Annotated in this window: 15 protein-coding genes; 1 reads left to right on the top strand and 14 read right to left on the bottom strand. The window is 33.3% G+C overall.

The annotated features are described in order from the left end of the window. The first annotated feature begins 8 nt into the window (after nt 1-8). Nucleotides 9-959: a D-alanyl-D-alanine carboxypeptidase family protein gene (locus tag AM499_RS05150; protein ID WP_053589198.1), complete on the top strand. Its 951-nt coding sequence runs from the start codon at nt 9-11 to the stop codon at nt 957-959. Nucleotides 960-1,322: 363 nt separating this feature from the next. On the opposite strand, the gene AM499_RS05145 is transcribed toward AM499_RS05150, so the two are convergent. The 14 genes from AM499_RS05145 to AM499_RS05075 all read right to left on the bottom strand — a co-directional run bounded on the left by AM499_RS05145 (nt 1,323) and on the right by AM499_RS05075 (nt 13,447). Beyond that, nucleotides 1,323-2,219: an RCC1 domain-containing protein gene (locus tag AM499_RS05145; RefSeq protein ID WP_053589197.1), complete on the bottom strand. Its 897-nt coding sequence runs from the start codon at nt 2,217-2,219 to the stop codon at nt 1,323-1,325. A 233-nt stretch (nt 2,220-2,452) separates the two neighbouring features. Then, complete coding sequence (locus AM499_RS05140) at nt 2,453-3,034, bottom strand: hypothetical protein (RefSeq protein ID WP_053589196.1); 582 nt, start codon at nt 3,032-3,034, stop codon at nt 2,453-2,455. Between the two features lie 122 nt (nt 3,035-3,156). Further along, entirely contained in the window at nt 3,157-3,558 is a 402-nt protein-coding gene (locus AM499_RS05135) for a hypothetical protein (protein WP_053589195.1), read from the bottom strand. A 107-nt stretch (nt 3,559-3,665) separates the two neighbouring features. Next, nucleotides 3,666-3,890: a hypothetical protein gene (locus AM499_RS05130; protein WP_053589194.1), complete on the bottom strand. Its 225-nt coding sequence runs from the start codon at nt 3,888-3,890 to the stop codon at nt 3,666-3,668. A 115-nt stretch (nt 3,891-4,005) separates the two neighbouring features. After that, nucleotides 4,006-4,773: a hypothetical protein gene (locus tag AM499_RS05125; RefSeq protein ID WP_053589193.1), complete on the bottom strand. Its 768-nt coding sequence runs from the start codon at nt 4,771-4,773 to the stop codon at nt 4,006-4,008. Next, the gene (locus tag AM499_RS05120) at nt 4,766-5,350 is read right to left on the bottom strand and encodes a sigma-70 family RNA polymerase sigma factor (protein ID WP_053589192.1); all 585 of its coding nucleotides are present in this window, start codon (nt 5,348-5,350) and stop codon (nt 4,766-4,768) included. The genes AM499_RS05125 and AM499_RS05120 overlap by 8 nt, the downstream gene beginning before the upstream one ends. 561 nt (nt 5,351-5,911) lie before the next feature. Further along, a complete protein-coding gene (locus tag AM499_RS05115) occupies nt 5,912-6,403 on the bottom strand; it encodes a hypothetical protein (protein WP_053589191.1) in 492 nt (163 codons plus the stop codon). A 143-nt stretch (nt 6,404-6,546) separates the two neighbouring features. After that, on the bottom strand, nt 6,547-6,906 hold the full coding sequence (locus AM499_RS05110) for a hypothetical protein (RefSeq protein WP_053589190.1): 360 nt from the start codon (nt 6,904-6,906) through the stop codon (nt 6,547-6,549). A 604-nt stretch (nt 6,907-7,510) separates the two neighbouring features. Further along, nucleotides 7,511-8,356, bottom strand: a complete 846-nt coding sequence (locus AM499_RS05105) for a trypsin-like serine peptidase (protein WP_053589189.1) — start codon at nt 8,354-8,356, stop codon at nt 7,511-7,513. Nucleotides 8,357-8,907: 551 nt separating this feature from the next. Beyond that, nucleotides 8,908-9,873 (bottom strand): threonine ammonia-lyase, encoded by a 966-nt coding sequence (locus AM499_RS05100; protein ID WP_231687532.1) that lies wholly within the window; start codon nt 9,871-9,873, stop codon nt 8,908-8,910. Between the two features lie 14 nt (nt 9,874-9,887). Continuing rightward, on the bottom strand, nt 9,888-10,901 hold the full coding sequence (locus tag AM499_RS05095) for an ornithine cyclodeaminase family protein (RefSeq protein ID WP_053589188.1): 1,014 nt from the start codon (nt 10,899-10,901) through the stop codon (nt 9,888-9,890). Nucleotides 10,902-11,373: 472 nt separating this feature from the next. After that, nucleotides 11,374-11,553, bottom strand: coding sequence for a hypothetical protein (locus AM499_RS05090; protein ID WP_053589187.1), 180 nt, complete (start codon nt 11,551-11,553; stop codon nt 11,374-11,376). A gap of 801 nt (nt 11,554-12,354) precedes the next feature. Next, entirely contained in the window at nt 12,355-12,552 is a 198-nt protein-coding gene (locus AM499_RS05080) for a hypothetical protein (protein WP_053589186.1), read from the bottom strand. A 376-nt stretch (nt 12,553-12,928) separates the two neighbouring features. Beyond that, on the bottom strand, nt 12,929-13,447 hold the full coding sequence (locus AM499_RS05075; RefSeq protein ID WP_053589185.1) for a GNAT family N-acetyltransferase: 519 nt from the start codon (nt 13,445-13,447) through the stop codon (nt 12,929-12,931). Nucleotides 13,448-13,545 lie beyond the last annotated feature (98 nt).

Genomic DNA, 13,545 nt, shown 5'->3' with positions numbered 1-13,545 from the left:
GAAAGAAGATGAATCGCAGGAAGCTAAAAAGAAGAAGTCAATTACTAATTATTCTCATCATTTTGATAGGGTGCTATGCAGGCGCATACAATTTCAGCCAAAGCCATCAAGTCCAAGGTTTTATAAACGAGATAATTGAGGTCTCTGGACCCTCAACAACCTACATAGATTCTTCTTTAGAGGCTACCATAAAAGGTCACTCAGCAATTTTATTGAATGCATCTACAGAAGAAATATTAATGGAACAAGATGCAGATATTCCTTTTCCAGTCGCAAGCATGTCCAAAATGATGACAGAGTATTTAGTACTGGAGCAAATTGAAAATGGAAATATAGAATGGGATGATCCGGTTGTAATGTCTCACAGTGCAAACAATATGGATCCTCGAGCAGTTAAAATTTATGTTAAAGACAATGATGTTTTAACAGTTCGGGACTTATATAGTGCGATGGTCATTTATTCTGCTAATAACGCTACGATAGCTTTGGCAGAGCACATAGCAGGATCAGAGAAAAAATTTGCAAAGCTAATGAATGATAAAGCTACAAAGATGGGCCTTTCTTCCAAAACAAACTTTGTAAACTCAACTGGATTATTTAATACCGATGGTTCTGAAAATGTTATGACAGCAAAAGACGTTGCATTACTAGCCAACCAATTATTACGTGATTTCCCTGATGTAATCGAAACAACCAAACTGCTTGAATACAAATTAGCATACGATGGGACAACCTTAAAGAATTCAAATGCTATGCTAGACCCCGAAAATCAAGATTTATATTTTAATCCTGTAGATGGATTAAAAACAGGTTTTACGGAAACTGCAGGGTATTGCTTTACAGGAACTGCACAAAAGGGGGATAAACGACTTATTTCGGTTGTGATGGGGACAAAAAGTGATGACGCTCGTTTCCTTGAGACTCGTAAGCTACTCTCCTTTGGATTTGAGCATTTTTGAAATCGATAAGATAGAGAAAACTAAAAGATTCTGTTGGAGGAAACTGTTTACTTCAAACTGCCTTTTAATATTTTCTTGATTATAAAGTTGTCAAACAATTTCCTCGTTGTGCTTTATGGAAGTCCGATCGTATATTATTTAATTGATAACATCCTTCTTCAACTAACCTGCCCCGTTAGTTTAAGTGTAACATTTCACAATGGATTTCCGAGATCTGCTTGATGTTTTGGATAAAAAAAATAGATCATCAAAATGATGATCTTGTTTAACTAAAGCACCCGTTAGCTGAAGAAGGAATTTTCACCTTTTATGTTCAATCTTTTTTTGGATTTATTAATTGAATGACCTCTTTTTACCCCAAAACTAATTGTTGGGCAGTTGGATGCCGCGCCAGCCGCTCACATCGCATTGGCCATATTCATTATCACCCACTGCAACCACCGTACCGTCCGATTTAAGACCGACGGTATGAGCACAACCCGCCGCGATAGCCACAATATCGTGCCAATCACTTACATTACATTGGCCATACTCGTTCCATCCCACAGCAGCCACAGTGCCGTCCGATTTAAGGCCGATGGAATGATTACTCCCCACCGCTATCTTCACAATACCGCGCCAGCTGTTTACATCGCATTGGCCTACCTTATTTTGACCCACTGCAACCGCCGTACCGTCCGATTTAAGCCCAACAGTATGAAGATACCCCGCCTTAACCGCCACTATGCCTCGCCAGTCGCTTACATTGCATTGGCCATACCGATTATTACCCACAGCCGTCACCGTTCCGTCCAATTTAAGCCCGATGGTATGCCAGTCACCCGCCGCGACCGCCACAATATCATGCCAGCTGTTTACATTGCATTCACCTTCATTATTTCTGCCCACAGCTACCACCGCACCATCCGATTTAAGCCCAATGGTACGACACCAACCCGCAGCAACCGCTACAGTATCGCGCCAGTGGTTTACATCGCATTGATCATTCTTATTCCAACCTACAGCAGCCACAGTACCGTCCGATTTAAGACCGATTGTATGAGCATTACCCGTGTTCGTTGCCATATGAACATTACCAACTTCGACGGACACAATATCGCGCCATCCGCTTACATCACATTGGCCATATTTATTATCACCCACAGCCGTCACCATTCCGTCAGAGAGAAGACCAACGGTATGTCGACGACCCGCCGCTATGGGATTTTTAGCCAACCGTTTCGCCTTTAAAACCGCTTCTTTCGGTAAAATGTAATCCATGTTTTTCCTCCTTGAAAACAAGATCTATTTTATTATTGTTAATTTTGCTTGTTATACTAAACTGCTGCGTTAGTTTTAGTGTAACATTTCACAATGGATTTCTTAGATCTACTTGATTTTTTGGATAAAGAAATAGACCATCAAACTGATGGTCTTGTTTAACTAGAGCACCCGTTAGATTGAAGAGGAAATGGTATGTTTATAACAAAAACTGCTTTTAAATCAATCAACCATTATTCCCCATACATCCTAATGAATAAGCCATTTTGCTCAATTATCTCTTTACACCTTTGGAAGCCTATCATTGTCTTACTATAAACAGGGAAGGATAAATCATAATTTCCCAATATAACTGTTTCAAATGAAGGAAATAAAAAATTTGTAAAATACAATTCGTTAACTGAAAGATGAACTAAAAAGTTTAGTGCTTCCTCATCATCAACTTTGTAAATTCCCTTCTTAATGGAAAACAGTTTTCTAAATAATCTGGCTTCCTCTCGTTTTAACGATTCTAAAAGGTGCTTGAATGAATCTTTACTTAAACCACTTTTATTCAAGTGGACATAAACTGTATCATTTTCCAAATCAAAAAGTTGTCTAAAAGTGTTTAAGAACTTGTATCCGTGCTTTATGTGATGCCTTTTAAATCCTAAAAGTTTATTAGCCTCTTCCTCAGTTAGAACACGATTATATACATCCATAATACCTATATGTTTGAATAACTTATGAGGTTCTTCAAGAAGATGAACATTAAATTTTTTAAACTGGGAATACAACACATTTACCTCTTCATTTGTTGCCAATGTTAATTTCATATTTACCTCGTTTTCAATATTATTTTATTATCTACTTAAACTAACATGATTCGTTAGTTCAATAAGAAGAAAAGGCTTTACTCCTTCTTGAAGTAAAGCACCCGTTAGCTGAAGAAGAACTTTTAAATTACATCATTTAATACTTCTTCAATATATTCTTTCAATTCCTCTTTTACTTCTTCTACTGATTCATCAAGTAGTTCACCGATAATCTTGCTTCCAGGAATGTTTTTTGAAATCGACAGACCTAATAAGGAACGTTCGCATTCCCATATTTTAATTATATGTAAATCAATAAGTTCACCACTTTTGTCAGCAATCCCTATCGAAACAGAAGAACTGTATCCAGGCTTAAAAGGGTCATTGCCTTCTTTATCGAAACCCGCATCAAAATCTAGGTTTTTCTCAGCAAAAACAGATTTATTTTCTTTTAACAATCTTTCGATATGTTCTTTTAATGTAGATTCAATATTTTTAATCATTTCCTTTAATTCTACATTGAAAACCTTTTGTTGATACTTCATTACAAATCACTTCCTTTCCAAAAGGATAAATAAAAAATTCGTTAAGCTATTATAAATTCCTTTTTCAACTAAACTGCCCCGTTAGTTGAATAAAAGGATGCAAATTCCTATTGAGATAAATGTTTGTAATCTAATATTTCAATTTTGAACCCGTGATTACATTTCTGCTTATTAATCTTGCCACTATCACAGGATGGGAATATCCTTACCTTAACTAAATCTACTTTAGCATCATCAATATTTTTCGAAGGGATTTCAATTCTTACAGTAACATCGTAGGAATCTAGAACTAAAGCCCACAAAATATCGATCGCAAATAATTCACTTTCCACAATGAAAACACCCCTTAAAAAAATCTGCTCCTTGTTAAAGGATATCCCATAACCCATAAATGTGCTGAATAACAATTCAAAAAACTCATAACCATTACCCTATCAAAACAATGCACTATTCTGATTTAAATTGTAATCCATCCTCATTTGTAATATGATCCACAAATGGATATAAATTAAAATATTCATCTAACTCGTGTAGAATTAGATGCAGTTCATCTAAAATCGGATCACCTTTTTGTGCATTAGTTTCAATTGCTTGCTCAGACAATTTAATAGCCATTTTTAATTCCTCTATTTTTTCTTCATCAGGTTCAATTTCATTTAAATAAAACAAAATACTACCTAAGTATTTTTGATAAGTAGTATAATCCATAGAAGGATATCGTGTATATAAAGCGTTGTCAGTAATTAATGCTGCTCTTAGATGGGCAACATATAAATTATAATTTGAGTCGGTATAGTCATATTTTTCATATTCCTTAGTCTCCTTGTTCCAAGTCAAATTGGTCTCGGGGGACCTGAGTTCTAAATGTGCCCCAACTTTTAATTTTTCTTTTTTCTTTTCTTCATCGTCATCTACAGTTCCTAGAACTTCATTTGATTCATCATTATTTTGATTTTGAATAAATTCATTTTCTGTCTTATTTAGTTCTCCTGCATTTTCTTTGGTACCCTCTAAATTATTAGAGATAAGAGTAAATCCTAAAATAATAAGTCCTATTGTAAATGCTAATGTAAGAGCATTTTGAAAGTAATATGGTTTCTTATTGCGTTTTTTTTCAATTTCATTGATTTTTTCTAATACACGTTGTTTATTTTCTTCTGTAAAGTATGTTTTTATCTTTTCATCAAAGTTAAATTCTTTTAAATATTTACCCATGAAAAATACCCCCTTCATTTAATAAACTTTTTAATTTACTTCTCGCCCTTAATAATCGTGTTTGCAATGTAGTCTCCTTCATGTTTAGAATGAAACTGATTTCTTTTATTGATAGTTCCTTGAAATAATAAAGAATGATGACTTCACGATATTTAATGGGTAATTCTATTACTTTTTCGAAAAGCCCTTCTTTTATGCTGCTTTGCTTATACTCTTCTGGTACATCAATTATTTTGGATGAAATTGTTAGGTTAGTAATTTTTTCTATTAATTTACTTTGACGTAAACGATTATTTCTTAAGTAATCCTTACACTTATTTACAGCAATAGAATAAATCCAACTTTTTAGTGATGATCTACCTTGAAATGAACTTAGCTTTAAATAGACAGTCACAAAAACTTCTTGCGTTACATCATCTGTATCCGATTCATTATTTAGGTAAGTGTAAATAAATTTTTTAATCTCAGTACCATAAGTGTTCATTATGTTTTCTATTGCTTCGACTGGGTTCGATTGTAGGTCATCTAATCTATTTGATGCTTTGAAATGTAATGGTAATACTTCCTTTTTTTCCATCCAAGCCCCCCCCTTTACATCTCTCTATATATAAGACGATAGATATGATGATTATATTGCATTACTTAATTAATTTAATTAAGTAAACTGTAGTTATAAAGAAAAGACCGCACTTTTGTAATATAAATACAAAAGCACGGCCTAATAGGTAATTTAAGGATTACTGTTCTCAAATTTGTGAAAGTGGTGCCATACAAACTCCATCGCAATAAACTGTTCCACTATAATATGCCTCAATGTTTATACCAATCATCATATTCAGTGCTTTTAAAAAAAAAATAGGAAGTTACAGAAAATTATGGGCAGCTTCCTTATTGAACTAACCTGCTGCGTTAGTTGAAAAAAAAGAGGCTGCCTAAACAACCCTTGGTCTTTAACTAAAGCACAACTTAGTTTAAGTGCAATAATTCACAAACTATAATTCTTGAACTCGCAACTATTATTCCATTAAATTTGGATTGGCACCAAACCAAGTTTTAAATACTCATGTATACCTTCTCCTAGATGTTGTATTAGAATTGGTTTTCCATGTAATAGTTTATAGAACTAGAGCCACATTATTTACCAATCTGTTACAGAGCGATTAGTAATAGTATCTAACGTATAGATGACTTCTTTATTAAATCCTTTCTCTTGATATGTAAATTTGTATAACGTTAAACCTGTACCATTGTTAATTAAAATAAGACTATTTTCCCCATCTTCTTCACCTATCCAAAATTCCATTACACCGCTAAGATGATCGTTAAAGAGTGGATAAGTGCTTGTTCCATCCTTAACTAATAACTGCCAAAAGTGGGAATCGTCCCATACGAACCCTCCTGTTTCTTCATTTATCGGAGAGGGAGAAACGTATAATAGTATTTCTTCTTCAACACCATCCCCTGTTAAATCCACTTTAACATCCTCAGCCAAAAATGAATCCTCTAAAATGGTTACATCTTCCATAGATATTAAGCCCAATGAATCTGCTTTAGTTAAAACTTCTTTTGGCTCTCCTGTTGCACAACCAGTTAACAAAAGTAAAAAAGACAATAGAAAAATATTTTTCATTTTGTTCCCCCTGATTGTATATCGAATGTCGCTGTGATTTCAATTTTCTTTAATGTATCAGGAAAATATAGTTACGCAGCTTTAGTTGTTTCGCCATTTGGATTGCTTACAGCAGGTTTTAAATCAGTAGATATGGTAGGAGGTTATTCGCGTTCCGTTGCTAAAAAAGACTCCACCTCTGTTTGAATCATTTTTTCATATGCTTTCTGTTCTTTCAAATTATCTAATTGAAACTGTTCAATTGGTGGCACTCCAAGACCAATACCTAATTTCGTTTGATTCACTTCTTTGACAATTTGCACTTTCCGCTTGTAATTCTCTTCCTTTTGTTCTTGAGTTAATTTTGGAACTGCCGCATACACTATATTTTTACCAGAATTGTAAACTTCTACTGCTAATACCTCTTTCTCTATCTCTCCTTGTTTTTCTGTTTCCTCATTTTCATTACACCCTGCTAAAATGATAGTTCCAAGTAAAATCCCTGCATATAAATATTTTTTCAACATCCTCACCCCACTAATTTTATTAAATATATATTCGTAGGAATATTATAACAATATTGGAAGTCAAATATCTACTTCTTTATAAAGATCCTATTACTAAATTCTATATTAACTTATTGAACTAACCTGCTTCGTTAGTTTAAGTGTAACATTTCACAATGTATTTCTGAGATCTACTTGAAATTTTGGATAAAAAAATAGACCATCGACATGATGGTCTTGTTTAACTAAAGCACCCGTTAGTTGAACAAGAAAAGGGACGCTTATTCAACTAAAGCCCCTGTAGTTGAAGTTTAGGAAAGATTAAAAAATGTAGGTTTACAGCGTTCATAAATGGTCTCTATATACAGGTTTTTATTCAGATAACACACATACAATGTTTTCTGCAAAATCTTGAAAAGTCTTATTGTAACTTTATTTATATAACTTTGCATAAAAAGCTGCATAGACAATGTTCCAACAAAAAATGCGTAAACGTTTATTTAACAGCGTTTACGCATTTTTCATGTAATCCCAAACTTTCATTTGGGAACGTTATTTTGAATACAGTAGAAATAAATATAAATAAACAACTTACTCAAGAACCGCTTCGTTTTTTAATCTTTTAATTACATCTTCTTGGATTTTCCCACGTTGCATCAAGTACTTCATTAAAAAGATCAATGGTTTCTTGGCGAAATAATGGACTTTGAATTATAGGACCAGATTCACCACCAGCGTTTAATCCTACTACAATGTTCTTATCATTTCCAAGCTCGTTAGATGGATTATAAATCCAAGCACCACCACTAGCACCTTCTCTAAATGGATTGTTTTTCATTTGAACCAAATTCAAATCAGAAAAAATTTCCCCTCTAGTCCCATTGACCGCTACCATTCGTTCTCCATCTTGAAAATTACCAGGATACCCGATTGATTGGAGATTAGTGTAGGGTATGCCTATTTGTAAGGGCATCCAGTCAGTAAAAGGTTCTGTTGTACGACAAAATGCAAAGTCAAACGAGCGTCTGACGTGACCTTCACTCCCAACAAATTCTTCTGGTGTTCCTACTTGGTCAATTACAAAATCTTGACCTTCTACTACTTCTTCTTCTTTTCTATAGCCACGAGTAAATAGAAAATTAGTGTATTCCTCTCCAGTTGTAGAATCTATAATGCAATGGGCAACAGTTAAAATCATCTGACAATGTGCGACAAACTGTGCTGAGCCGTAAAAATCTTCTGTACCATCGGCTGTTACTTTGGTATAGAAAATTATCCCTCCACATTTATATGGATATTGGTTTATATCAACTTCAAACGGATCTTCTAGGTTATGGTCTTCTGTGATTGTTTTTATATCTTGATCTAAAGTGGGTGTAGGTGTTGCTTTTGCTTTTCTCTCTGGTGTCCAATAATCTAAGATGCTTTGAGCTTCTTTAGAATCATATGTTTTAATTGAAAAGTTCATTTTATTATCGCCTCATAAGATTTATCTTTTATAGTATTAGTTTTAACTTTTTCTTTATTCATCTATTATGAATTTCAAGGGGTGAGTATCCTTCTTATTTGGAAAGTATCAAGAAAAAGTACGAAGCAAAATTAAGTAAATAGCTGACACCATGAATCATGCACAATGGAAAATGTTAGATTTGAAAGTTTCTCTTTTATTTCAAAAGGGATACTTTTTGCAAATCTAGCATATTTGGATTGTGTTAGATTCAAAAGTATCTAACTCCATCACTCAATACGAAAAAGCTGCCATGTAAAGGCAGCCGAAACTTAAACTAAAGCACACCGTTAGTTGAATAAGGAACTTATTTTTCATTTTAATTATTGACTATAAATTTCTAAAATATTAATTCTTTTTGGTTCTTATCTAAGTTAACGAAAATGCCCTTGCTATTCCGAATATATAAAAAAAGGCCCTCCATTAAGGAGAGCCTTTTTAATTTGTAATCAAATTTTATACTGTCGAAGGATTTTTTTATTTAATATGTTCTGTCATAATAACACATCACATTAGTACTTTGATAAAATATCAGTCAATACATCTCCATCTATATTACCACCAGATAAAACAAGAGCAATGTTTTTCCCTCCAACTTGCTCTCTATAGTCCATAACAGCAGCTACCGTAGTGCAGCTACCTGCTTCCACAATATACTTTTCCTTTTTTGCCATGAAACTAACTGCTTTAGCAATTGATTCTTCTGATACAGCTATAAAGTCATCTACGTAATCTTTGGCCAAATCATAGCTGAGCTTACCGACCCCTCCAACAAGAGCATCACATAATGATTCCTCACTGTGATATTCTTCATAAAAAATATTGTCTTCATAAGATTTTATCATGGCAGGACATGCTTCTGTTTGTACCCCTATGATACGAATCCCCGGTTTTATAGTTTTAGCGGCAACAGCTATTCCTGTAATTAGCCCGCCTCCCCCTATCGGCACTACGATGGTATCAATGTCACTATTTTGCTCAAGAAGTTCAATCGCAACTGTACCCTGACCTCCATAAATTTGAGGATCACTGTAATAAGCATCAATATAAATTAATTTATGTTCTTTTATAAATTCCATCCCTAATGAATGAGCTTCATCATAATTATTTCCTAATAGTATTACTTCACCTCCAAAATATTGAATTTTGTCTATTTTGCTTTGTGGGGTAGTTTTAGGAACAATGATTTTCACATTATTTATTCCAAGAATCGAAGCTGCATAACTTACGGAACTTCCATGGTTGCCTGATGAAATTGCAGCAACACCATGACTCATTTCCTCCTTAGTTAAAGTCATCATTTTATTTAATGCTCCTCGGATTTTAAAGCTTTTTACTCTTTGTAAAGATTCGAGTTTAAAGAAGTATTTTTTACTTTCATCTCCCAAGTAAAAAGATTCCTCAAGTGGTGTTTTTGTTACATAATTTTTGATACGTTCATAAGCGTCTTTAACATGATTATAATTAAAACTCATCATTTATATTCCACCTTCTAAATTTCTGATTTTATCCCAAGCCCTTTTTCTTCTGCTGTCTGTAGTGCAATTTTTGCTGTATAGATATCTAAAAGAGCCATTCCTGTAGCATCAAATACAGTTATTTGTTCATCGTTGGACCTTCCCTTAATTTTCCCCAGTATTAAATCACCAATCTCCCCATTGATATTCCCCTCTGTAATTATGCCTTGCTTAAGAGGTAGTTCAATTTCACCTACTTGTACACAATGTTCTATGTCATCTACATAAATGCTAGCTTTTGACATGATTTCAGATTCTATTTCCTGCTTACCTACCATATCCGCCCCTATGCAGGAAATATGCGTTCCTTTTTGTACCCACTGATTTTTTATTAACGGTACTCTAGAAGACGTCGCAGTGATGATGATGTCACTGTTTTTCACTGCACTTTCCAAACATTCAACTTCTTCAAATATTATTGTTTCTGTATCGATTCCAAATTCATGTTGTAGTCTTAGAGAAATACTGCTAATAAAACTTTCTAGTTTAATTTTATTTCTTGCTGATATCATTACTTTTTTTAGATTTGGCAACGCTGTCAGTGTAGCTGCAATTTGAAAAATTGCCTGGTTTCCGGCTCCAAGAACAAGTAGATTCTTAGAATTTTTTCTAGCTAAGTATTTAGCTCCTATAGCACCAGACGCACCAGTTCGTATTCCTGTAATGAACGAAGCATCCGTTATCCCTAAAGGTTTCCCTGTTTCAGCATCAAATACGACAATCAATCCTATTAAAGTTGGTATGCCCTTTTCTTCATTCTCACCAAACCATGTTACAGTCTTATGTCCAAACAGCTTTTCACTCTTTAAAAAACCCGATTTAATGTCCATATCTGCCTTACCTGGCTCAAAATCATAAAAAATAGTTGGCCATGTTTCAGTTTTACTCTCACTCTTAGATTTATAAACTGTCTCAACTAAATCGACCACTTGATTGACTTTTAATACTTGTTTAACGATTTCATTACTCAAAACTCTAAATTCAAACATTGACTTTACCTCCTTATACTTGTCTAAATAACAATGGTTATAAAAAACAAAAAGCATTGAATCTCACCCCGCCTATAAATAGGCCCTAATGGGAATGAGACTCAATGCTTTATTAAATGTTTTTACCCGGGGATAAAAACAGCACCATGTTATTTTATTTACATTAATAATAACATAAAAAAGTTCAATGTAAATATTTATTCTTATTGAACTAAACTGCCCCGTTACTTCAATAAGAAAAAAGTCTTTACTCCTTCCTGAAGTAAAGCACCCGTTAGTTTAACAAGAAAAGTGAAGCTTAATCAACAAATGAGTGCAATTGTTGATTAAGCTTCACTTTTCTTCTGTTAAATGTCTTGAAAAAATAACCATTTTTTTATTCTTCATTTTAAAAATTGGCTGCTAAAAAGCCTATATTATTTTTGATAGTATAAAGAAATAACACTATTAGTTAATGATTCTCAACCTCTTTTTATTCATTACAAGCATTAGATGGTTCGTCACCAAGTACTTTGGCAATTGTGTTCGAAATTCCCTGTACCCCTAAACACATTTTATATTCTGCTTCATCAGATAATTCAATTTTAAGGTATATAGCTATTATAATTACGACTGTTACTACTGCTAATAATATTTTCTTCATTTTCTTCACATAGATATCTCCTTTATATAAGAAATTATTTCCATAAAAAGCATAACAAAGATTTATTAAGCCGTAAATACAGTGATAGTCTAATAAAAATTTAAGACCTTAGCCGTAGCTCCCACGAAATTATTAGATATGTTCCATCTTCTAATTCCACACTATACTATTTTTTAGTAACCTGTCTTGTTAGTTTAAATGTAACATTTCACAATTGATTGCCGAAATCTACTTGATGTTTTGGACATAAAAATAGACCATCGAAATGATGGTCTTGTTTAACTAAAGCACCCGTTAGTTGAACAAGAAATAAGAAAAAGCTACCTTTACACCCCACTCTCTTTAACTAAAAATCCTACTTATTGGTATTTTTTCTTTCCCGATAGACGTCCCACATTCACCTTACAACAATCACTTAACAAATGTATAAATCAATATACTGATTCCAAAAAACACATACGCTATCTGAATGATTATGTACATTGTATATTCAACTGTTGAAAGTTTTCTTTGTTTCTTGTTTTTTATCAAATGCCGAAAATAAAAAGAGGAACTAATTAATAGCACTATTATATAAATTGCTTGTAAAACTTCCGCTAAAATTATCAAGCCAATCAACTCCTTCATAATAAACTCCAATGAACCAATCTATTCCTTGTTCAACTAACCTGCCGCGTTAGTTTAAGTGTAACATTTCACAATGGATCGCCGAAACCTACTTGATGTATTGGACATAAAAATAGACCATCCAAGTGATGGTCTTGTTTAACTAAAGCACCCATTTGAAAAACAATTTCAATTAAACTAGCATCAACTCTTATTGTTAACATCTCTTTTTTTATATTTCTCAAGCACATCATCAATTGTTAAACTTTCATTTACTTTTTCCCCGTATTCTTTTTCTAGTAATTTCCCAATTATTGAACTGTTAATTCCTTTTGTAACCGCTGCCTGAATTACAAAATAAAGTATCAACATTCCACCAAAGTAAAACACGATAAACTCCATATTTATACACCTCCCCGATGGAAATATAAGATATTTACTTTTAGCCATTTTCAACTAAACTGCTTCGTTAGTTTTACAAGAAAATTTATTGTGACCTATACATCTTCTAATTAAATAACTCACTTTAGATTTAAATGAATAATTTGGAAATTATACTTACTAATATTACTCCAACAATAAAACCAATAATACCTATAGAACGATTTCTAATTTTACTCATAAAGTACTCCCCCCAAAAAAATAATTGTTTTAAATGCTCTTCTTCAACTAAACTGCCGCTTTAGTTCAATAAGAAAAAAGGCTTTACTCCTTCTTGAAGTAAAGCACCCGTTAGTTGAATAGGGTACACACGTTTAAATTTAAATCCTTGTTACTATTATTCAACACATAATACTGAGATATCTTTCCAGCCATAGGCAACATCCTCTACTTTGGTTCCCCCAAACATACTAGTCCTACGAATGTATTCTTTTCCACCCATACGTTCATAAAAACCTAGTCCAGATTTATTTTGTTTCATTACCCAAACCATCATAGAATGTATATCTTTTTCTTTAAAATGCTTAGCAATAGCTGAAACAAGTTGCCTACCAACGCCTAATCCTCTACATTCCTGTAAGAGATAAAGTGAATAAAGTTCTCCATCAAAATTCTTATCGTCAATACTTTTACCCGATGCAAAACCTATAATTTCGCCTATATCACTTATTGCAACATAAATAAAAGGTTCATTCTCGTTATTTAAAAAATCATTCCAACTTTTTTCTGCATCATCGTATGATAATTCTTTCAGATAATCGTCTGGTACTAGACCACGATAAGTAGTCCTCCAACTATCAACATAAACCCTTGATACGTGATGTATATCCTCTTTACTTGCTTTTCTAATCTCCAAGTAAAATACCTCCAATGTAAACACTAAATAATAAAATTTATTATAACATCCTTTATTGAACTAACCTGCCCCTTTAGTTCAATAAGAAAAAGGCTTTA

The sequence above is a fragment of the Bacillus sp. FJAT-22090 genome (assembly GCF_001278755.1).
Classification (GTDB): Bacteria; Bacillota; Bacilli; order Bacillales_A; family Planococcaceae; genus Psychrobacillus.
This window is presented reverse-complemented; position numbering and strand designations above follow the sequence as displayed.